This is a genomic window from Tropicimonas sp. IMCC34011 (assembly GCF_003390865.1).
In the GTDB taxonomy this organism is placed as follows: Bacteria; Pseudomonadota; Alphaproteobacteria; order Rhodobacterales; family Rhodobacteraceae; genus Tropicimonas_B.
Genome location: NZ_QMEJ01000002.1, coordinates 143,803 through 163,435, shown reverse-complemented (window position 1 = coordinate 163,435; position 19,633 = coordinate 143,803). Strand labels below are relative to the sequence as shown.

The following is a 19,633-nucleotide window of genomic DNA, read 5'->3' as shown; positions in this document are numbered from 1 at the left end:
GCCGGTGCCGAGCCCGAGACCGCTGCGGACGACGGCTCCGCCGAGGCCGAAGCCGAGCCAGAGGCCCCAGTGGCCAACGAACAGGGAGACTAAGCCCTCATGTCCGCCGATTACGCCACGCTCCTCCCCGAGATCTTCCTCGCGGTCTACGCGATGCTGGCTCTTATCGCCTGTGTCTACACCGGCAAGGACGAGGTTGCTCCGACGCTGGTCTGGGTCACCTCCGCCGTGTTCGCCGCCGTCGCGGTCTGGATCCTGCTGTCTGAAGACGGGACCCGGCTCGCGTTCGACGGGATGTTCATCGATGACGGGTTCTCCCGCTTCGCCAAGGTGACGATCCTGCTGTCTGCCGCGATCGTGCTGCTCATGAGCCGCACCTACATGGCCGCGCGGGATCTGCTCCGCTTCGAGTATCCCGTCCTGATCACGCTCGCGACGGTCGGCATGATGGTGATGGTCTCCGCCGGTGACCTCATCGTTCTCTACATGGGCCTCGAGCTTCAGTCGCTTGCGCTTTACGTCGTCGCCTCGCTGCGGCGCGACAGCATCCGCTCCACCGAAGCGGGCCTGAAGTACTTCGTCCTGGGTGCGCTCTCTTCGGGGATGCTTCTCTACGGCGCGTCGCTGACCTACGGCTATGCCGGCACGACCTCCTTCGAGGGGATCGTCCTTGCCGCCGCCGCGGGGCAGGATATCGGCATCGGGCTTCTTCTCGGCCTCGTCTTCCTGCTCGCGGGTCTCGCGTTCAAGATTTCCGCCGCGCCGTTCCACATGTGGACGCCGGACGTCTACGAGGGCTCGCCCACCGCGATCACGGCCTTCTTCGCGACTGCGCCCAAGGTCGCCGCCATGGCGCTTCTTGCCCGCGTGACCTACGGCGCGTTCGGCTCAGTGGTCGATGACTGGCAGCAGATCACCGCCTTCCTTGCCGTGATCTCGATGTTCCTCGGCTCGATCGCCGCGATCGGTCAGACCGACATCAAGCGACTGATGGCCTATTCCTCCATCGCTCATATGGGCTTCGCGCTCGTCGGTCTCTCTGCGGGCACGGTGCAGGGCGTCCAGTCCATGCTGATCTACATGGCGATCTACGTCACCATGAACCTCGGCGCGTTCGCGTTCATCCTGTCGATGGAGCGGGAGGGGCGTCACGTCACCCGGATCGACGGACTCTCGATGCTCTCCCGCAAGGAGCCGCTGAAGGCCTTCGCGCTGCTCATCCTGATGTTCTCTCTGGCCGGCGTTCCGCCGCTTCTCGGCTTCTTCGGCAAGTTCGCGACCTTCGCGGCGGCCGTGGATGCGGGCCTGTGGTGGCTGGCGCTCCTCGCCGGTATCGCCTCCGTCATCGGCGCGTACTACTACCTCCGGATCGTCTTCATGATGTATTTCGGGTCCGAGGACACGCCGCGGATCGACGGCGCCATGAACATGACGCACTGGCTCGTCCTGATGGGATCCGCCGCGATCATGGTGGTCGGCATCGTCAACCTCTTCGGGATCGAAGGCGCTGCGGCCAGTGCGGCCTTGACGCTTGTTCCCTGACGGCATCGGCCGGGGCTACGACACGTGCGTGCTGGAGGAGGTCTCCAGCACGATGGACGCGGCGCGGGAGCGGGCAGGGGATCTGACCCGGCCGCTCTGGGTTCTGGCCAAGCGCCAAACTGGCGCTCGGGGGCGACGGGGCCGGGCGTGGCGGATGCCGGAGGGCAACTTCGCCGCCACGTTGGCGCTTCCGCTCGATCGCCCGGCTCCCGAGGCCGCGCTGCGCTCGTTCACCGCGGCTCTTGCGCTCGATGACGCGCTGACAGCGATCACCGGGCGGCCCGCGGCCCTCTCCCTCAAATGGCCGAATGACGTCCTGCTGAACGGCGGCAAGGTGGCCGGCATTCTGCTGGAATCCACGGCGAAGGGGCATCTGACGGGGCTTCTCATGATCGGCGTCGGCATCAATCTCGCCGCGGCGCCGGACGCGTCGGAGGTCGAGGAGGGGGCCGTGCGTCCAGTTTCCCTCGTGGGCGAAACCGGACACCTCGTTCCGCCGGAGGAGGCCCTGACTCTTCTGGGCGATGCCTTTGCTGCGCGGGAAGACACCCTCACATCGGAGGGTTTTGCGCCGATCCGGTCCGCCTGGCTGGCCCGCGCCGCGCGGCTTGGTCAAACGATCCACGCCCGGACCGGTACGGAGACACTGACCGGCCGCTTCGAGGGGATCGACGTCACCGGCGCGCTATGTCTCGCCACCGAGGAAGGGCTGATCACCCTGCCTGCGGCCGATATCCACTTCGCCAAACCTGAGATCCCGAATGCTTCTCTGCGTTGACTGCGGCAACACGAATACCGTCTTCGCCGTCTGGAACGGCGCTGAGATCGTGGCCACCTTCCGGACCTCCACCGAGCATCAGCGGACGGCGGATCAGTACTACGTCTGGTTCTCCACCCTGATGGAACATCGCGGCATCCCGATCGACATCGACGCGGTGATCGTCTCCTCGACGGTGCCGCGCGTGGTGTTCAATCTCAGGGTCTTCTCCGACCGCTACTTCTCCTGCCGCCCGCGCGTGGTCGGGAAGCCCGATTGCGCACTGCCGATCGAGCCGAGGGTCGATGCCGGGACCCGTGTCGGCCCCGACCGGCTTGCTAATGCCGCCGGAGCCTGGGACCGCCACGGCGGGGACCTGATCGTCGTCGATTTCGGCACGGCCACGAATTTCGACGTGGTGGCCGAGGATGGCGCCTATGTCGGCGGTGTCATCGCGCCGGGCGTGAACCTCTCCCTCGAGGCGCTGCACGTCGCGGCTGCCGCGCTGCCCCACGTGGACGTGACCATGCCGCCGCAGGTTATCGGACGGAATACGGTGGACTGCATGCAGTCCGGTGTGTTCTGGGGCTATGTCGGGCTGATTTCCGGGATCTGCGCCCGCATAAAGTCGGAATACGGACGCCCGATGAAAGTGATTTCCACCGGAGGCCTTGCGCCGCTCTTCCAGCAGGGCGACACGCTGTTCGACATGTTTGAAGATGATCTGACCATTCACGGCCTGACCGTGATCCATTCGTATAACCATAAGAACGGAGTTCACCCCGCACCATGAAGACCGAGAGATTGATCTACCTGCCGCTCGGCGGTTCGGGTGAAGTCGGCATGAATGCCTATGTCTACGGCTGGGGACGCGAGGGAGAGGAGCGCCTCATCCTCGTCGATCTCGGCGTGACCTTCCCGGATATGGACGGCACCCCCGGCGTCGACCTCATCCTGCCGGACATCACTTGGCTGAAAGAGCGGGCGGACCGGCTCGAGGCGATCTTCCTCACCCACGGGCACGAGGACCATATCGGCGCCTTGGGGCACCTGTGGAAGGAGCTTCGGGTTCCGATGCACGCGCGGATCTTCACCGCCGCGTTGTCCCGCCGGAAGCTGGAAGAGCAGGGCGGCGACAGCTCGGCGCTCAACGTCGCCGATGTCTGGCCCGCTCAGGTCGAGGCCGGGCCGTTCCGCGTCGGCTTCCTGCCGGTGTCCCACTCCATCCCCGAAAGCTCCGCACTGGTGATCGACACGCCGGCCGGCCGCGTCGTCCATACCGGGGACTTCAAGCTCGACGGCTCCCCCGTGGTCGGCGAGGCCTTCGATCCCGAATTGTGGCGCAGCGTCGCCAAGGACGGCATCAAGGCTTTGGTCTGCGACAGCACCAACATCCACAACACCCACCCGGGCCGCTCCGAGGCGACCGTGGGGCCCAATATCCGCGAGCTCGTCGCGGGCGCCAGCGGGATGGTGGTCGCAACTACCTTCGCGTCCAACGTCGCGCGGGTGAAGACGCTGGCCGAGGCGGGGATCGCCGCCGGCCGCTCGGTCTGTCTTCTCGGACGGGCGATGCAGCGCATGGTTGCCGTCTCCCGCGAGACCGGCGTGGTGGATGACCTGCCGAACTTCATCACCGCCGAGGAAGCGACCGACGTTCCGCGCGAGAGCCTCATGCTGATCGTGACCGGCAGCCAGGGCGAGCGCCGCGCGGCCTCCGCGCAGCTCTCCCGCGGCAAGTATCTCGGCCTCAAGATGGCGGAGGGGGACATGTTCCTCTTCTCCTCCAAGACGATCCCCGGCAACGAGGCCGGCGTCATCCAGATCATGAACAATTTCAGCGAGCTGGGTGTGGACGTGGTCGATGACAGCTCCGGCGATTACCATGTCTCGGGCCACGCAAACCGCCCGGATCTCGAGGCGATGCACGATCTGATGCGGCCCTCGATGCTGGTTCCGATGCACGGCGAGCACCGCATGCTCCGGCGTCACGCCGAAGTAGCGTCCGCCAAGGGCATCCCGAGTGTCGTCGCAGTGAATGGCACGATGCTGAGCCTGTCGGGCGACGCGCCGGAGGTGATCGACCATGTCGAAACCGGCCGCACCTATCTCGACGGGTCGGTCCTCGTGGGGGCGCTCGACGGCGTGGTCCGCGGGCGGATGCGGATGGCGCTGAACGGCCTCGTGGTGCTGACCGTGCTTCTGGACGAGAACGACGCCCCCCTCGGCGATCCCTGGGCCGAGATCATGGGCCTTGCCGAGACCGGCCGCTCCGGCGCGCCGCTGGTCGAGCGGATCGAAGAGCAGACTGCGGCGGCCATTGGCCGGGCGGAAAACAAGACGATCATTGACGACGACAAGCTCGACGAGCTGCTCCGCCGCTCCGTCCGCCAGGTCTGCGCCGAGGAGATCGGCCGCAAGCCTGAAGTGATCGTCGTGGTGTCGCGCCTCACCTAGAGGAAGACCGTGGCGGGGGGACTGCATGTGCCCCCGCCGCACGAAGCCCGGCTCCAGGCGCAGGCTTCTCAGCTTGGATCAGACGCGACCGACGAAGTCAGTCAACGCCCGGCCGAGCGCGTCCCAGTCGGTAAAGTCGCGCCTCTCGAGGGCTGACCCGATGTCCTGCCCGCGCAGGACGACCGAGCGGACGACCTCCTTCTCGAAATAATCGTAACTGCGGGGCATGACCGCGCCCGGCACGAGGATTTCGGCCGTGAACGTCACGCCGCATCTGAGCTTCATCTCGTCCAGATAGTCCTGCGCCTCCTCCCGGCCTTCGGCAAAGGCGGCCTTGAGGCTGACGGAAAGCATGAGCGTGGGGCGGGCGGCGAGCTCGGGCCCGAGCGCCCGAACTGCGTCTTCGAAGGGCGCCGGGTGGCGACGCTCGTGCACCGGCGCGGCAAGGATGACCGCCTCTGCGCCCTCCAGCGTCGTGACATCACCGCTCCCGGTGTCCATGAGCCGGATTGCGTGACCCGCGTCTTCGAGATGGGAACGGGCGAAGCCTTCGATCTTGCCCGTGTGCCCCTCAAGCGTCGCGTAGACGATCACGATTCGCATGTAAGGCCTCCTTCCTTGCCGCTGATTCAGGGGGCCATGCCGCAATCCGGGCCGCTCTGTCCTTGATGCGGGTCAAACCGGACGAAGGGGAGGACCGCCGGACATGAAAAAGGCGACCCCTAGGGGCCGCCAGTTTCAAATTGCCGTTTTTCTAAGTCAGCTCGGGCTGCGCTCGAGGAAGGACCTGGTGATGAATTCGGGGACGTGGTCCCCCATTCCGACGACGTCGTCGCCGTTCTTGTCGTTGGATCCGCCCCGGCGGGAAGACGACTTGCGCTGCGATCGGCCGCGGGAAGGTTTCGGTGCCTCGTCCTGGCTGCGCTCGTCTTGGGCGCGCTCGGGCTCGGGTGCGGCTGCCTGTGGTTCTGCGGAGGGGGCCGCAGGCGCTTCTGCCTCGACCGCGGGCGTTGCGGCCGGCTTGCGGGATCGGCTACGAGACCGCGGTTTCGGTGCCTCGTCCTTCGGGGGTTGGCCGGCGGCGTCCGTGGCCGGGGTTTCGGCCGGCGCTGCGTCTGCAGCAGGGGCGGCGGCCTCGTCGGCGGTGCGGGAGCGCGTCCGGCTGCGGGCCTTCGGCACCTCGGGCGCATCGATCTTCGGAACGGGCTGGCCGATCATCTCCTCGATCGCAGCGAGCTGCTTGTCGTCCGACGGGGTGGCGAGCATAAGCGCGACGCCGGTGCGCCCCGCCCGGCCCGTGCGCCCGATCCGGTGAACGTAGTCCTCGGCGTGGTTCGGCACGTCGAAGTTGAAGACATGGGACACGTTCGGAATGTCGAGCCCGCGCGCGGCCACATCCGACGCGATGAGGAAGGCGATGGAGCCGTCCCGGAAGCCATCCAGGGTCCGGGTCCGGTGGGACTGGTCGAGATCGCCGTGGATCGGCTCAGCGTTGAACCCGTTCTTCTTGAGCGACTTTGCGACCGCATCCACATCGAGCTTGCGATTGCAGAAGATGATGGCGTTTCGCAGACCATCACCCTCACGCGCGATCATTGCGCGGAGCATGGCGCTCTTCTCGGAGAAGGCGCGGTCCTTGCGGGACGGCTTGAAGGAGACGACGCCCTGCGTGATCGTCTCGGAGGTCGAGGCCTGACGGGCAACCTCCACGCGCGCCGGGTTCGACAGGAAGGTGTTGGTCAGCCGCTCGATCTCGGACGGCATGGTGGCCGAGAAGAACAGCGTCTGCCGGGTGAAGGGCGTGAGCTGGAAGATGCGCTCGATGTCGGGGATGAACCCCATGTCGAGCATCCGGTCCGCCTCGTCGACCACCATGATCTGAACGCCGGTCAGCAGGAGCTTGCCGCGTTCGAAATGGTCCAGAAGGCGGCCGGGCGTCGCGATCAGCACGTCGACGCCACGGTCGATCAGCTTGTCCTGCTCACCGAAGGAGACGCCGCCGATCAGCAGCGCCTTCGTCAGCTTGGTGTGCTTGGCGTAGATGTCGAAGTTCTCTGCGACCTGCGCCGCGAGTTCCCGCGTGGGGGCAAGAACGAGGCTCCGCGGCATGCGGGCCCGTGCGCGGCCCTTGGACAGCAGCGTGATCATCGGAAGCGTGAAGCTGGCCGTCTTGCCGGTCCCGGTCTGTGCGATGCCGAGCACGTCCTGTCCGGTCAGGGCGGGCGGAATGGCGCCTTCCTGGATCGGTGTCGGCGTCTCGTAGCCGGCTTCTTCGATTGCGGTGAGAACCCGGGGGTCCAGATTGAGGTCGGAAAACTTGGTCATGCGGTCCAGTCGCGTGGGGCGTCCGGCGTATCCGGCGGCGCCGTTGGCGGGACGCGGTCTTCTGGCGCCCCTCAAGGTTCCTGCCCGCGGATCGGGAAGGAGTCACGGGCAGTTACACCACCGGTGCGATGCGGTCAATCTCGGCGAGGGTCGGCGGTCCCGCGTCGAAGGCCCCGTGCAACCGGTTCGGTCCGGGATGCGTTGGTGGGCCGAACTTCAATTCATAAGACGGGAGTTACCGAGCGATGATCAAGAAGAGCGGTTCCGCGAAATGGTCGGGCGGTCTGAAAGACGGCACCGGCCACGTATCCACGCAGACGGGCGCGCTGAGCGACCAGCCCTACGGGTTCAACACGCGCTTCGAGGGCAAGCCGGGGACGAACCCCGAGGAGATCCTGGGCGCGGCCCATGCAGCCTGCTTCTCCATGGCGCTGTCGATGGTTCTCGGCCAGTCCGACCTGACCCCGGACAACATCGAGACGAAGGCCACGGTGTCGCTGGAGGAAAAGGACGGCGGTTTCGCCATCACGAAGGTGCACCTGGACGTGACGGGCTCCGTCCCGAACGCGACCGAGGCGCAGTTCCTGGAAGCGGCGAACGGCGCCAAGGAGAACTGCCCGCTCTCCAAGGTGATCAATGCCGAGATCACGATGGACGCCAAGTTCGTCTGATCGTGGACCGACAGATCCCTGACGGGATCAGGACATGGCCCTCGCACTGCGGTGCGAGGGCCTTTTCGTTTGAGTCGACCGACGGACGAAAGCGGAGCGGCTCAGCTCGTCGGCCCGGTTACCCTGGCGCCCGTCAGACGCATCGACTGGAAGGTATGAGGATCGTCCATCAGTTCGAGCGTGCCGGAGACGGTGAGCTCCGTTCCCTCGGGCATGTCGGCGATGGGGGAGGCCGTGGTGACTTCGAGGCTCGTTCCGAAGCCCCCCTTGCCGCCGCAGAACGGGCAGTCCTCGGGGGTCGGCACGATCAGGAAGGTCGTCGTATAGGCCTCCGGAACGATGGGGACGTAGTAGCCGGTCACGGAGAAGGTCTCCTCGGCCGCTGCGCGAAGCGCGTCCGGGAAGACCTTTTCGGCACGCCATTCGCCGTCATCGCTGATGGTTTCCGACAGCTCGACGCTGGTCACCATATCCCATCCGGCGGGATCGGCCGCGGCCGGCAGGGCCGCCGCGGCTAGAGCGAGGCTAGTGATTGTGGCCAGCGTGGGAATGCTGCGTCGCGTCTGCACTTTCGACCTCCACATCGACGTCCACCGTGCCCAGATCGGCGAAGGTGAGTTCCACTTCGGCGACGTCGCCCTGCTGGAGCGCACGGGCGGGCTCGGCAATCTCGATATAGACGGTCTGCGGCGCGAGGTCGAAGTCCGAATCGGCCTCGATGACCAGCTCGGGCAGTTCGAGCGGATCGCCGCCGGCATGGACGGGAGCGCCGACGATCACGGCGTCGCCGAGATCGGTGGTGGCGGAGGTCAGGGTTGCCCCGGCGTCGCCCCGGTTCTGGATTTCCATGAAGATACGAACCGGCCCACGGGACGTCGCGCGCGACCAGGCATGGAGGATGCGCAGCGCGTCGAGCTCGGCCAGATGCGCGGCCTCGTGGTTGTGCGTGTCCTCGGAGTGGTCATCATGCTCATGCTCATGCTCGTGGGAGTCCGCACGGACGCCAAACGGCGCGGCCACAAGCAGGAGGGAGAGAAGGGCAGGCCGGATCAGGGGAGCGGACATGGCAGGGGCTTTCCGAAGATGTGTTATATCGTGCTGGGCCCGTGCCCTAACCGCCGCGCATGACATCCATGTGACGCGCCCTCAGACCATCATCTCCTTCGTCGCGCTCAGGGTGAGGTCGGGATAGTCGCGCTCGACGCGGTCGATATCCCATTGCAGGCGCGTGAGATAGACGAGGTCGCCGTCGTTGTCCTCGGCCATGTGGCCCTTGTTCTTCTCCGCGAAGGCCTCGACCTTCGCCTTGGGGCCGTGGACCCAGCGGGCGGAGGTGAACTGGGACGGCTCGAAGCGCACGGGCAGGCCGTATTCCAGCTCGATGCGGCTGGCGAGGACCTCGAACTGCAACTGACCGACGACGCCGACGATGAAGCCTGAGGCGAGCGTGGGCTTGAAGACCTTCGCCGCGCCCTCTTCGGCGAACTGCATCAGCGCCTTCTCGAGGTGCTTGGCCTTCATCGGATCGCCCGCGCGACAATTCTGCAGAAGCTCCGGCGCGAAGGAGGGAATCCCCGTTACCTTGAGCGCTTCGCCTTCGGTCAGGGTATCGCCGATGCGGAGCTGGCCATGGTTCGGAATGCCGATGATGTCCCCGGCCCACGCCTCGTCCGCAAGTTCGCGGTCCGACGCGAGGAAGAGGACGGGATTCGAGACGGTCATCGGCTTCTTCGAACGCACATGCGTCAGCTTCATGCCGCGGGTGAAGTGGCCGGACGACATGCGCAGGAACGCGACGCGGTCCCGGTGCTTGGGGTCCATGTTGGCCTGCACCTTGAAGACGAACCCCGACACCTTCTCCTCCTCGGGCGCGATCTGGCGCGGCTCGGCGGAGGTGGGCTGAGGTTCGGGGCCGTAATTGGCGATGCCGTCCATGAGCTCCTTCACGCCGAAGGAGTTGATCGCGCTGCCGAACCAGATCGGCGTCATGGTGCCCTCGGCAAAGGCCTGCCGGTCGAGGGGCGGCAAGAGCGCCCGGGCCATCTCGACCTCCTCGCGAAGGGTGGCGAGAAGGTGCTCGGGCACGTGGTCCGCAAGCTTGGGATCGCCCAGCCCGGTGATCTCGACCGAGGTGCCGACGCGATTTCGGTCCGCCCGGTCCATCAGCTCGAGCCGGTCGTTCAGCATGTCGTAGCAGCCGAGGAAGTCCTGGCCGATGCCGATGGGCCACGACGCCGGCGTCACGTCGATCGCGAGGTTCTCCTGGATCTCGTCCACGATCTCGAAGACGTCGCGGCTTTCCCGGTCCATCTTGTTGCAGAACGTGAGGATCGGCAGGTCCCGCATCCGGCAGACCTCGAACAGCTTCCGGGTCTGGCTTTCGACGCCCTTGGCCCCATCGATCACCATGATCGCGGCATCGACGGCGGTCAGGGTCCGGTAGGTGTCCTCGGAGAAGTCGCTGTGGCCCGGCGTGTCCACCAGGTTGAAGCGGAATTTCTGGTAGTCAAAGGACATGGCGGAGGCGGAGACCGAGATGCCCCGGTCCTTCTCCATCTGCATGAAGTCCGATCGCGTGCGCCGCGCCTCGCCCTTGGCGCGGACCTGCCCCGCCATCTGGATCGCGCCGCCGAAGAGGAGGAACTTCTCGGTCAGCGTCGTCTTGCCCGCATCGGGGTGCGAGATGATGGCAAAGGTCCGGCGGCGGGCGATTTCCGGCGGCAGATCGGGGCGGTTGGTGGGGGCGGCATCCAGCATGGCCGCGATATAGAGGCCGCGCGCGGGACGCACAACGAAAAGCGGGATCGGTGACGGGGGAGGGCCGGAAGGAAAGAGGAGCGGTGCTTCGGCCCGTCCGGGCACGCGAGGTTGCTGTCCGCTCCCGGCGAGCCCGCGAACGAAAACGGGCGCCCGAAGGCGCCCGCTCAAGATCAGAACCAGGGGTGGATCGCTCAGAGACCCGCCTTCACGTCCGCATCGCGGCAGAAGGGCTGGCTGCGGGTCCACTGCATCATGTCCGAGCGTTTGCGGGAGGAATGGAACGGGCCCCAGTCGGCCGCCACGCCGCGCATCCCGGCGGAGATGACGCCGTCGCGCTTCACGGTGCGGGCCATGATGCGGATTGCGCAGGACAGGTTCGCCTCGCCGTTCTTGAGCGCGGACCCGGACCCGGCGCTGCATCCGTAGGAGCGGGCCGTGGCAGGGGAGATCTGTACGAGGCCGAACCACTTGCCACCGCCGCCGACGGCCGCGGGGTTCCATGTGCTCTCATGCTTGGCAAGAGCGGAGAGAAGGCCGGTCCAGAAGGCCTTGCGCTGCTCTTCGGTGGCGTCGACGTAAGCGGGGCACCATTGCTCGATATCGCCGGGAATGATGTTGGGAAGAACGGCGCCGTGATCCTCGAGGGCGGTCAGGGCAGTCATCGTCCAGGTCTTGCCCTCGGGACGGTGGTCCCAGCGCATGACCGGAAGGGTGGACGGCGCTTGCAGGCCGCGGGTTGCTTCGACGGAGCGGTTGGCCTGAACGGCGTCGCACGCACTGAGCGCGAAGAGAGGCACGGCCGCGATTGCAAGCGCCCGCAACGCCCTGAATACTCGTGTCATGTGATGATCTCGTGAACTTGTCCCAGGTAACGGGCAGGACAGGTGTCCGATTCGATGCCGTCGCACAACCTTCTGCCCCGGAGGCAAGGGATTTTCGGCGAAGCCTCGCCCACGACCTTACCATCTGGTTAAAATGCACCGGTCCCCCGGTGGGCCGGGCCGGGCTTGCTCCGGGCGGCCCGCGCCCCTAGAGATACGCGCCGAATAAGGGGCCCTGCCGGTCCGAACCCGCCCGAGGAGATGAGGCCATGCTCGACCTGACCCACGATGCCCCAGCGCCCAAGGTGATCCAGGGGGCGAAGGAGGACTGGGAGCTCGTGATCGGGCTCGAGGTCCACGCCCAGGTCGCCTCGATGGCCAAGCTCTTCTCCGGTGCCTCCACCGCGTTCGGCGCCGAGCCCAACAGCAACGTCGCCTTCGTTGATGCCGCGATGCCGGGAATGCTGCCGGTGATCAACGAGTACTGCGTCGCTCAGGCGGTGCGCACGGGGCTGGGGCTGAAGGCGCAGATCAACCTCTTCTCCGCGTTCGACCGGAAGAACTACTTCTATCCCGACCAGCCGGCGGGCTACCAGATCAGCCAGCTCTACCATCCCATCGTGGGCGAGGGCGAAGTGATCGTGGACATGGGCCCCGGCGTCGCGCGGAAGGTCCGGATCGAGCGGATCCATCTCGAGCAGGACGCCGGCAAGTCGATCCACGACATGGATCCCGCCGCGTCCTTCGTCGATCTCAATCGCGCGGGCGTCGCGCTCATGGAGATCGTCAGCCGCCCCGACATCCGCGGCCCGGAGGAGGCTGCGGCCTATATCCTGAAGCTGCGTCAGATCATGCGCTATCTCGGGACCTGCGACGGCGACATGCAGAACGGCAACCTGCGCGCGGACGTCAACGTCTCGGTGTGCCGTCCGGGCGATTATGAGAAGTACCGCGAGACCGGGGACTTCTCCCACCTGGGCACCCGCTGCGAGATCAAGAACATGAACTCGACGCGGTTCATCCAGCAGGCCATCGAGGTCGAGGCACGGCGCCAGATCGCCATCCTCGAAGATGGCGGCGAGGTGGTGCAGGAGACGCGCGGCTTCGACCCCGACCGCGGCGAGACCCGGAGCCAGCGCTCCAAGGAAGAGGCGCACGATTACCGCTATTTCCCCGATCCCGACCTGTTGCCGCTCGAGATCGAGCAGGGCTGGGTCGACGATATCGCGGGAACCCTTCCCGAATTGCCGGACGAGAAGAAGGCGCGGTTCGTGTCCGGTTTCGGGATGACCGAGTACGACGCCAGCGTGCTGACCGCCGAGGTCGAGAATGCCGCCTATTTCGAAGAGGTCGCGGTCGGGCGGGACGGCAAGCTGGCCGCCAACTGGGTGATCAACGAGCTCTTCGGGCGCCTCAAGAAGGATGACGACAGGGACATCGAAGACAGCCCGGTCTCTGCGGCGCAGCTTGGGCAGATCATCGACCTGATCTCGAAGGGCGACATCTCGGGCAAGATCGCCAAGGACCTCTTCGAGATCGTCTGGACCGAGGGCGGCGATCCGGCTCGCATCGTCGAGGAACGCGGGATGCGCCAGGTCACCGATACCGGCGCCATCGAGGCCGCTGTGGACCAGGTGATCGCGGACAACCCGGCGCAGGTGCAGAAGGCGCAGGCCAATCCCAAGCTCGCCGGCTGGTTCGTCGGACAGGTGATGAAGGCCACCGGCGGCAAGGCGAACCCCAAGGCGGTCAACGATATCGTGACCGCGAAGCTGGGGCTCTAGGTTTCACGGGCCACGGGGCCGGGGGATTGTCCTCCGAAGGATAGATCCGCGCCCACGTGGATGGACGGGCAGGGGCGCAGCGCGCTCCCGCCTGGCTTGGCCGCGCCAGCTGATCCTTGGCGGGCGGAGCCGTGATCGCAGCAATGAAATGCGTCTTCGGGTGGTCGGAGTTTCGGCTATCCGGACGTCTTGTGCCCCGCTGCGCCGCAGCCCGATCGGGCGCACGGAGCGGCATGCCGCCGATCGCGTCTTCCGTCCTGTCCCCCGCGCATTTTTAGCGGGGCGGAGCGGGCGGCGCTCCCTTTTCCTTCCCGCTCTCTTGCATTAGGTTGTCCGCCGGTCGAGCGAAGGAGCGGGACATGCCGCGATACGAATACAAGGTTGTTCCGGCCCCGGAGCGGGGAACGAAGGTGAAGGGGCTGAAGACGACTCCCGATCGTTTCGCCTACGCTCTCGAGGAACTGATGAACGAGCTGGGCGCCAAGGGCTGGGATTACGTGCGGGCCGACACGCTGCCCTGCGAAGAGCGCTCGGGCCTCGCCTCGCGCAAGACGACCTACCAGAACATGCTGGTCTTCCGCCGCTCGGCCGAAAGCGCCACGATGAGTCCTGCCGAGGGCTCCGGCATCGTGACCGCGCCTTCGCCGCAGCACTCCGCCGTGACGGCGGCGCCTGTTGCGTCCGCCCCGGTGCAGGCGGCCGAAGCGCCCGTTGCCGCGCCCGAAGCGCGAGGGGACGATACTGCGGCTGCACCGGTTCAGGCCGAACCGGCGAGCGACCCCCACGAGACCCCGCAGGACAAGAAGGACGCCGCTGCCGCCGCTGCCGCTGCCCTGTCCGCCTATCGCGGGCGCGATGACGGGCCGTCCTCCGCCCCGCCGATCGGACCTGCCGGGCCCAAGAAGGACCAGGCGGCGGAATAGGCGCCCGCTCTACTCGGAGATATCGAGCGACAGGGCGTGGATCTGCCCCATGATATCGGGCCCGAGGGCGGCGTGAACCGCGCGGTGGCGGGCAATCCGGGTTTGGCCCGCGAAGGCGCTGGATGCGATGACGACGTGCCAGTGGCTCTCGCCGCCCTCCTGATATCCCGCGTGGCCGCGATGCATCTCGCTCTGGTCTTCGACCTCGAGCCGGTGCGGCGCAAAGGCCTCTTCCAGACGAGAGCTGATCCTGTCGGACATGGACATTTTTTGACCTTCTTCCCTCTTCCCTCATGGCTCGCACGGGGTAAACTCTCCGCTCCGAGTCGAAAAGGCCGATCCGCGCTGCCGGTTGGCCTGGGCGAACCCCGCGATCCGCGAAAGGACTGACATGGCATCCTCAGACCCATTCGGCTTCGACCTGCGCGTGTCGAGCGACAAGAAGAAGCGGACCCGCGGACGTCGTGGCATGTCCGGTGCATTCGAGACGTCCCAGCGTGTCTGCGAGCATCCGGGCTGCGAGGAGCCCGGCAAGTACCGCGCGCCCAAATCCCCGGATTCGCTCGACGATTTCTACTGGTTCTGCAAGACCCACGTCCGGGAATACAACCTCAAGTGGAACTTCTTCGAGGGCACCACGGAGGAGGAATTCTCCGAGCACATGGACAACGACCGCGTCTGGGAACGCAAGACGAAGCCCTTCCGGCAATCGGCGGAGGAGCGGGCGTGGTCCCGGCTCGGGGTGGACGATCCGCACCAGGTGCTGGGCCAGAACGCCACGCGAAACCCCGGCAAGTCGATCACCGGAACGCGGCGCCTGCCGCCCACCGAACGGCGCGCGCTGGAGATTCTCGACGCGAAGGATCACTGGACGCGGACGGAGATCCGCAAGAGCTACAAGGCGCTGATCAAGATCCTGCACCCCGACATGAATGGCGGCGACCGCTCCGACGAGGAGCGGCTGCAGGAGGTCATGTGGGCCTGGGATCAGGTCAAGGAAAGCCGCAACTTCAAGGAGTAGGCCGCGACAGGGCGCCCGTCAGAGCGCGTCCACCAGCGGTGCCCACTGGTCCTGGATGGGCCGGAGCGCCGCGAGGTCCCGGTCGAAGATCGTCAGCCCCTCATCGGCAAGATCGCCATAGGCAGCGCGCTCGGTCACATGGGTGACGGGGGCCTGCCCCATCTTGTCGAAGAACGCCGCGAGGCGGGCGGAACTGCGCTGCCGCGGCCTCAGGCGATTGGCGACGAGCAGCGCCTCGGCCTTGCCCTTCCGGACGCGCTTGATCCCGCCGAGCATCTTCAGGAAGCGCTTCGTGGCCTCCGCGTCGAAGGTCGAGGGCAGGACCGGGACGATCACCGCGTGGGATTCGGAAACGAGGGTCTTCAGCGCCGCCTCGTCCTGCGCGCCGGGCGCGTCCACGATCAGCCAGTCGAGGCCCTTCGGGGCGCTGCCGATGGAGCGGGCACCGGTCCAGTCCACCTGCGTGATGGGTCGGACGTTCGACGGGCGTCGTTTCAGCCAGCGGCGAGCGCTCTTCTGCGGGTCGGCATCGGCGAGAGCGACTGTCCAGCCACCGCGCGCGAGCGCGCCGGCCAGCGTCACCGCCACGGTCGTCTTGCCGCAGCCGCCCTTGCTGTTCGCGATCAGGATTGTCTTCATCATTCGTGCGGTTCTGGACGTCCGAGATGACGCTAGCATGACAAGCCGGCGGGCCGGACACTTTTCTCTCGAAGGTCAGGGCGTTAGACGGGGATGCGCCATGCGGGCGCGGAGAGCCACGCCATGACAGATCCCGCCGCGCGCGCCGCCGCGCTTCTCCACCTGCACCACGACGGTCTCGAGCCGGGCGATCCGCTGCGGGCGCCGATCGGACTGTCCTCCATGTTCCACCTGCCCGGAGATCCGTCCGGGCTGAAAGGGTACGGGCGCGGTGACAACGCCACATGGGAGGCTGCTGAAGCGGCGTTGTCCCATCTCGAGGACGCGCCCTCGGTGCTCTTCCCGTCCGGCATGGCGGCCATCACCGCAGGGCTGATGGCGATGCTGAAGGCCGGGGATCGCCTGATCCTGCCGTCCGACGGCTACTATACGACGCGGCTTCTGTCCGAGCGTGTCCTCGAAAGGTTCGGCGTCGAGGCGGAAATGCGGCCGACCGCGCGGATGGCGGAGGGCGGTTTCGACGGCGTCTCTCTGGTCATGTTGGAAACGCCGTCCAATCCGGGGCTCGACCTTTGCGATATCGCCGGGATCGCGGCGGAGGTGCACGCGGCCGGCGGACGAGTGATCTGCGACAACACCACGATGACCCCCCTTGGCCAGCGGCCGCTCGATCTTGGAGCAGATGTGGTCGTCGCCTCCGATACCAAGGCGCCGAACGGGCATTCGGACGTTCTGGCCGGTCATGTCGCGACGCGGGACGCGGAGCTTCTTGAACGCGTGAGGGACTGGCGGAAGATCTCCGGCGCCATTCCCGGGCCGATGGATGCGTGGCTCCTTCTGCGCGGGCTGGAGACGCTGGAGGTCCGACTGTCGCGCATGTGGGCGACGGCGGAGACCGTGGCGGACGCTCTGGCGGCGCATCCGAAGGTGGAGCGGCTCGTCTATCCTACGCGGCCGGACCATCCGCAGGCAGACCTCGCAGCGCGGCAGATGTCCTCGGGCGGCACGCTGATCGGCCTGACGCTGGCGGATGCGGAGACGGCGACGCGGTTCATCACCGGTTGCCCCTACCTGGCGTCGGCGACCTCCTTCGGCGGCGTCCATTCCTCCGCCGAGCGACGGGCGCGGTGGGGGGACGAGGTGCCGGGCGGCTTCGTGCGTCTCTCCATCGGTTGCGAGCCGGAAGCGGCCCTGGTGCCAGCTCTCATCGAAGCACTCGATCGAGCCTGATTCTATCCGGTACTCCTGCCTTTACACGGGCAGGGGAGCCCCCCATCTTCTCATCGCACAGCAAGGCCATCCGGCGGACGGGGCGGTCTTGGCGGCGGACCCGTTTCATACCCTCGTCCGACATCGGAATGTCACCCAATGATCCTGTCCATCGGAGCCGGTCTCGTCCTTCTCGCCCTTGGCGGGGAGGGGCTCGTTCGCGGCGCTGTCGCGCTCGCGGCAAGGCTTGGCATGTCGCCGCTTCTCATCGGTCTGACCGTCGTTGGGTTCGGCACATCGACGCCTGAACTCTTCACCTCGCTCCAGGCCGCCTTCGCCGGTGCGCCGGGGATCGCCGTCGGCAACGTCGTCGGCTCCAACATCGCCAATATCCTGCTGATTCTCGGCGTCGCGGCCCTCATCGCGCCCGTCGTGGTGTCGCCGTCCGCCTTTCGTCGGGACGGGCTCTCCCTTGGTCTGGCAACGCTCGCCGCGGTGATCGTCGTCCTCATCGGAGTGCTCACGCGGGGGGCGGGCCTGGCCCTTCTCTTCGGCCTCGCGGTCTATCTCTTCGCGGCCTACCGGTTGGAGATGCGCGCGGGCAGGCCGGAGGCGGCTCCGGCGGATGCCCCCGGGGTGGGCCTTCCGGTTGCCCTGCTCTACGCGGTGGGCGGGATCGCGATGACGGTTTTCGGCGCGGGCCTCCTCGTCGGCGGCGCGACGGATCTGGCGCGGATGTGGGGCGTGCCCGACACGGTGATCGGCCTGACGCTCGTCGCCGTCGGCACTTCGCTGCCCGAACTGGTGACGTCCGTCATTGCCGCACTACGCGGGCAGGGGGACCTCGCCTTCGGCAACGTCGTCGGCTCGAACATCTACAACATCCTCGGCATTCTGGGCGCGACGGCGCTCGTGAAGCCGATCCCGGTGCCTGCGCAGATCGCGCAGGTGGACATCTGGATCATGGCAGGCGCGACCCTGATCCTCGTCGCGGTCGCCGTGACCGGCTGGCGGATCAGGCGATGGGAGGGCGGTCTTCTGCTGGCGCTCTACCTTGGCTACGTCGCCTGGCTCGCGGCAGGGGCCACCGGCGGGGCGTGATGCGGCAGGCGCCCGCCGCGGATCCTGCCTAAAGCGCGGTTCACCACAGTAAAAAGGCCGGCCCCCGTGGGGACCGGCCCTCGTTCAGGCAATACCGCCCGACGTTACTCGGCAGCTTCGACCGGAGTGTCGTCGGTGATCGGAACCGCGTTTACGTCGCTGTCCATCTGCTCGTTCGCACGGCGTACACCGGCGGCGTAGTCGGGATGGACGCGCTCGAGGACGGCATACCAACGCTCCTTCACCTCTGGCGAGCAGGGGCCCATTGCGGCAGCGTAGTTGGCATAGAGACGCTCCTTCTCCTCGTCGGAGAACAGCTCGTAGAGAGCGCGGGGCTGGACGTAGTCGGCGTCCTTGTCCTCCTGCACGTAGCGGTCGGCGTCCCCGTCGATCCGCAGGGGCGGCTCGACCACCTCGGGTTTGGCGACCGGGCCGTCATACTGGTTCGGCTCGTAATACGCGTTCGGATCACCGAAATCGTTGGTGAAGAACCGCATGGCGCCGTCTTTGTGATAATGCTGCACGTTCGCATTCTTCGCGGCATTGGCCGGAAGCGCCTCGTAATGGGTGCCGAGGCGATAGCGGTGGGCATCCGCATAGGCGAAGATCCGGCCCTGCAGCATCTTGTCGGGGCTGAACCCGATGCCCGGAACGATGTTCGACGGCGAGAAGGCGGCGTTCTCGACCATCTGGAAGTAGTTCTCCGGATTGCGGTTCATCTCCAGCTCGCCCACCTCGATCAGCGGGAAGTCCCCGTGCGGCCAGACCTTGGTGACGTCGAACGGGTTGAAGGACTGTTTCGGGGCGTCCTCCTCCTTCATCACCTGGATGAAGAGCGTCCACTTGGGGAAGTCACCGGAGTCGATCGCGTTGAAGAGGTCTTCCTGGTAGCTCTCACGGGTCTTGCCGATGAGCGCCTCCGCCTCCTCGTTGGTGTGGTGCTTGTGGCCCTGCTGGGTCTTGAAGTGGAACTTGACCCAAGTGCGCTCGCCCGCCTCGTTCCAGAGCGAGAAGGTGTGGGAGCCGTAGCCGTTCATGCGCATCGGGTTCACCGGGATGCCACGGTCGGACATCAGGATCGTCACCTGATGCACGCTCTCGGGCTGGCCGGCCCAGAAGTCGAACATCGCCTCGGGCGAGCGCAGGTTGGTCTTGGGGTGACGCTTCTGCGTGCGGATGAAGTCCGGGAACTTGTAGGCATCGCGGACGAAGAAGACGGGGGTGTTGTTCCCCACCATGTCCCAGTTGCCGTCCTCGGTGTAGAACTTCAGCGAGAAGCCGCGAACGTCCCGCTCCGCATCGGCGGCGCCGCTTTCGCCGGCCACGGTGGACCAGCGGGACAGGACCTCGGTCTCGGTGCCCGGGCGGAACACCTTGGCGCAGGTATATTTCGTGATGTCGTGGGTGACGCGGAACGTGCCTTGCGCGCCCCAACCCTTGGCGTGGACGACCCGCTCCGGGATGCGCTCACGGTTCTGGTGGGCCAGCTTTTCGATCAGCTGGTAATCCTGAAGGAGGACCGGGCCGCGGGCGCCGGCGGTCTGGCTGGTGTCGTTCGAGACATACGGAGCGCCCGCAGTCGTGGTCAGGCGGGGTTTGTCGGCCATGCCGGATCTCCCTGGC

The 19,633-nt window shown here is 66.6% G+C and carries 19 protein-coding genes; 10 read left to right on the top strand and 9 right to left on the bottom strand.

What is annotated here, in order from left to right:
- Positions 1 to 99: 99 nt before the first annotated feature.
- The 4 genes from nuoN to DQG15_RS07120 are packed head-to-tail and all read left to right on the top strand — an operon-like array spanning position 100 to position 4,756.
- Positions 100 to 1,542 carry an NADH-quinone oxidoreductase subunit NuoN gene (nuoN, locus tag DQG15_RS07135; protein WP_116084003.1) on the top strand — a complete coding sequence of 481 codons (1,443 nt, stop codon included), beginning with the start codon at positions 100 to 102 and terminating at the stop codon, positions 1,540 to 1,542.
- The gene (locus DQG15_RS07130) at positions 1,532 to 2,320 is read left to right on the top strand and encodes a biotin--[acetyl-CoA-carboxylase] ligase (protein ID WP_255415116.1); all 789 of its coding nucleotides are present in this window, start codon (positions 1,532 to 1,534) and stop codon (positions 2,318 to 2,320) included. Before nuoN ends, DQG15_RS07130 begins: the two co-directional genes overlap by 11 nt.
- Positions 2,304 to 3,092, top strand: coding sequence for a type III pantothenate kinase (locus DQG15_RS07125; protein WP_116084002.1), 789 nt, complete (start codon positions 2,304 to 2,306; stop codon positions 3,090 to 3,092). Before DQG15_RS07130 ends, DQG15_RS07125 begins: the two co-directional genes overlap by 17 nt.
- Positions 3,089 to 4,756 (top strand): ribonuclease J, encoded by a 1,668-nt coding sequence (locus DQG15_RS07120; RefSeq protein WP_116084000.1) that lies wholly within the window; start codon positions 3,089 to 3,091, stop codon positions 4,754 to 4,756. The genes DQG15_RS07125 and DQG15_RS07120 overlap by 4 nt, the downstream gene beginning before the upstream one ends.
- Positions 4,757 to 4,834: 78 nt before the next feature.
- Here DQG15_RS07120 and DQG15_RS07115 read toward each other — a convergent pair whose 3' ends face one another.
- A complete protein-coding gene (locus tag DQG15_RS07115) occupies positions 4,835 to 5,359 on the bottom strand; it encodes a flavodoxin domain-containing protein (RefSeq protein WP_116083999.1) in 525 nt (174 codons plus the stop codon).
- Between the two features lie 156 nt (positions 5,360 to 5,515).
- The gene (locus tag DQG15_RS07110; protein WP_116083997.1) at positions 5,516 to 7,081 is read right to left on the bottom strand and encodes a DEAD/DEAH box helicase; all 1,566 of its coding nucleotides are present in this window, start codon (positions 7,079 to 7,081) and stop codon (positions 5,516 to 5,518) included.
- Positions 7,082 to 7,326: 245 nt separating this feature from the next.
- Between DQG15_RS07110 and DQG15_RS07105 the strand changes: the two genes are divergently transcribed.
- Positions 7,327 to 7,752, top strand: a complete 426-nt coding sequence (locus tag DQG15_RS07105) for an OsmC family protein (RefSeq protein ID WP_116083996.1) — start codon at positions 7,327 to 7,329, stop codon at positions 7,750 to 7,752.
- A 101-nt stretch (positions 7,753 to 7,853) separates the two neighbouring features.
- On the opposite strand, the gene DQG15_RS07100 is transcribed toward DQG15_RS07105, so the two are convergent.
- The 4 genes from DQG15_RS07100 to DQG15_RS07085 form a co-directional block, all read right to left on the bottom strand.
- Entirely contained in the window at positions 7,854 to 8,222 is a 369-nt protein-coding gene (locus DQG15_RS07100) for a hypothetical protein (protein WP_116083994.1), read from the bottom strand.
- Between the two features lie 55 nt (positions 8,223 to 8,277).
- Entirely contained in the window at positions 8,278 to 8,817 is a 540-nt protein-coding gene (locus DQG15_RS07095) for a copper chaperone PCu(A)C (protein ID WP_157968929.1), read from the bottom strand.
- Between the two features lie 81 nt (positions 8,818 to 8,898).
- Positions 8,899 to 10,509 carry a peptide chain release factor 3 gene (locus DQG15_RS07090; protein ID WP_116084696.1) on the bottom strand — a complete coding sequence of 537 codons (1,611 nt, stop codon included), beginning with the start codon at positions 10,507 to 10,509 and terminating at the stop codon, positions 8,899 to 8,901.
- Positions 10,510 to 10,703: 194 nt separating this feature from the next.
- Positions 10,704 to 11,354, bottom strand: coding sequence for a transglycosylase SLT domain-containing protein (locus DQG15_RS07085; protein WP_116083991.1), 651 nt, complete (start codon positions 11,352 to 11,354; stop codon positions 10,704 to 10,706).
- A 248-nt stretch (positions 11,355 to 11,602) separates the two neighbouring features.
- Between DQG15_RS07085 and gatB the strand changes: the two genes are divergently transcribed.
- Together gatB and DQG15_RS18845 are read left to right on the top strand one after the other, a co-directional pair.
- Positions 11,603 to 13,117 carry an Asp-tRNA(Asn)/Glu-tRNA(Gln) amidotransferase subunit GatB gene (gatB, locus tag DQG15_RS07080; RefSeq protein ID WP_116083989.1) on the top strand — a complete coding sequence of 505 codons (1,515 nt, stop codon included), beginning with the start codon at positions 11,603 to 11,605 and terminating at the stop codon, positions 13,115 to 13,117.
- A 359-nt stretch (positions 13,118 to 13,476) separates the two neighbouring features.
- Positions 13,477 to 14,040, top strand: a complete 564-nt coding sequence (locus DQG15_RS18845; protein WP_116083988.1) for a DUF4177 domain-containing protein — start codon at positions 13,477 to 13,479, stop codon at positions 14,038 to 14,040.
- Positions 14,041 to 14,049: 9 nt separating this feature from the next.
- Here DQG15_RS18845 and DQG15_RS07070 read toward each other — a convergent pair whose 3' ends face one another.
- On the bottom strand, positions 14,050 to 14,307 hold the full coding sequence (locus tag DQG15_RS07070; RefSeq protein WP_116083986.1) for a BolA family transcriptional regulator: 258 nt from the start codon (positions 14,305 to 14,307) through the stop codon (positions 14,050 to 14,052).
- A 124-nt stretch (positions 14,308 to 14,431) separates the two neighbouring features.
- On the opposite strand from DQG15_RS07070, the gene DQG15_RS07065 reads away from it, so the two are divergent.
- Complete coding sequence (locus tag DQG15_RS07065) at positions 14,432 to 15,061, top strand: DnaJ domain-containing protein (RefSeq protein ID WP_116083984.1); 630 nt, start codon at positions 14,432 to 14,434, stop codon at positions 15,059 to 15,061.
- 18 nt (positions 15,062 to 15,079) lie between these two features.
- Here the strand turns inward: DQG15_RS07065 and DQG15_RS07060 are convergent, their stop codons facing one another.
- The gene (locus DQG15_RS07060; RefSeq protein WP_198665106.1) at positions 15,080 to 15,703 is read right to left on the bottom strand and encodes a ParA family protein; all 624 of its coding nucleotides are present in this window, start codon (positions 15,701 to 15,703) and stop codon (positions 15,080 to 15,082) included.
- Between the two features lie 120 nt (positions 15,704 to 15,823).
- Here DQG15_RS07060 and DQG15_RS07055 point away from each other — a divergent pair, with 120 nt between their 5' ends.
- Positions 15,824 to 16,930, top strand: coding sequence for a cystathionine gamma-lyase (locus DQG15_RS07055; RefSeq protein ID WP_116084692.1), 1,107 nt, complete (start codon positions 15,824 to 15,826; stop codon positions 16,928 to 16,930).
- 138 nt (positions 16,931 to 17,068) lie between these two features.
- On the top strand, positions 17,069 to 18,010 hold the full coding sequence (locus DQG15_RS07050) for a calcium/sodium antiporter (protein ID WP_116083983.1): 942 nt from the start codon (positions 17,069 to 17,071) through the stop codon (positions 18,008 to 18,010).
- A 104-nt stretch (positions 18,011 to 18,114) separates the two neighbouring features.
- On the opposite strand, the gene DQG15_RS07045 is transcribed toward DQG15_RS07050, so the two are convergent.
- Entirely contained in the window at positions 18,115 to 19,617 is a 1,503-nt protein-coding gene (locus DQG15_RS07045) for a catalase (RefSeq protein WP_116083981.1), read from the bottom strand.
- Between the last annotated feature and the right edge of the window lie 16 nt (positions 19,618 to 19,633).

Excerpts from the sequence above, each read along its gene's own strand:
- DQG15_RS07070 (WP_116083986.1), bottom strand. The coding sequence starts at position 14,307 with ATGTCCATGTCCGACAGGATCAGCTCTCGTCTGGAAGAGGCCTTTGCG.
- DQG15_RS07115 (WP_116083999.1), bottom strand. The coding sequence starts at position 5,359 with ATGCGAATCGTGATCGTCTACGCGACGCTTGAGGGGCACACGGGCAAG.
- DQG15_RS18845 (WP_116083988.1), top strand. The coding sequence starts at position 13,477 with ATGCCGCGATACGAATACAAGGTTGTTCCGGCCCCGGAGCGGGGAACG.
- DQG15_RS07100 (WP_116083994.1), bottom strand. The coding sequence starts at position 8,222 with ATGGTGACCAGCGTCGAGCTGTCGGAAACCATCAGCGATGACGGCGAA.
- DQG15_RS07090 (WP_116084696.1), bottom strand. The coding sequence starts at position 10,509 with ATGCTGGATGCCGCCCCCACCAACCGCCCCGATCTGCCGCCGGAAATC.
- DQG15_RS07065 (WP_116083984.1), top strand. The coding sequence starts at position 14,432 with ATGGCATCCTCAGACCCATTCGGCTTCGACCTGCGCGTGTCGAGCGAC.
- DQG15_RS07120 (WP_116084000.1), top strand. The coding sequence starts at position 3,089 with ATGAAGACCGAGAGATTGATCTACCTGCCGCTCGGCGGTTCGGGTGAA.
- DQG15_RS07055 (WP_116084692.1), top strand. The coding sequence starts at position 15,824 with ATGACAGATCCCGCCGCGCGCGCCGCCGCGCTTCTCCACCTGCACCAC.
- gatB (WP_116083989.1), top strand. The coding sequence starts at position 11,603 with ATGCTCGACCTGACCCACGATGCCCCAGCGCCCAAGGTGATCCAGGGG.
- DQG15_RS07060 (WP_198665106.1), bottom strand. The coding sequence starts at position 15,703 with ATGATGAAGACAATCCTGATCGCGAACAGCAAGGGCGGCTGCGGCAAG.
- DQG15_RS07110 (WP_116083997.1), bottom strand. The coding sequence starts at position 7,081 with ATGACCAAGTTTTCCGACCTCAATCTGGACCCCCGGGTTCTCACCGCA.
- nuoN (WP_116084003.1), top strand. The coding sequence starts at position 100 with ATGTCCGCCGATTACGCCACGCTCCTCCCCGAGATCTTCCTCGCGGTC.
- DQG15_RS07045 (WP_116083981.1), bottom strand. The coding sequence starts at position 19,617 with ATGGCCGACAAACCCCGCCTGACCACGACTGCGGGCGCTCCGTATGTC.
- DQG15_RS07125 (WP_116084002.1), top strand. The coding sequence starts at position 2,304 with ATGCTTCTCTGCGTTGACTGCGGCAACACGAATACCGTCTTCGCCGTC.
- DQG15_RS07105 (WP_116083996.1), top strand. The coding sequence starts at position 7,327 with ATGATCAAGAAGAGCGGTTCCGCGAAATGGTCGGGCGGTCTGAAAGAC.
- DQG15_RS07050 (WP_116083983.1), top strand. The coding sequence starts at position 17,069 with ATGATCCTGTCCATCGGAGCCGGTCTCGTCCTTCTCGCCCTTGGCGGG.
- DQG15_RS07095 (WP_157968929.1), bottom strand. The coding sequence starts at position 8,817 with ATGTCCGCTCCCCTGATCCGGCCTGCCCTTCTCTCCCTCCTGCTTGTG.
- DQG15_RS07085 (WP_116083991.1), bottom strand. The coding sequence starts at position 11,354 with ATGACACGAGTATTCAGGGCGTTGCGGGCGCTTGCAATCGCGGCCGTG.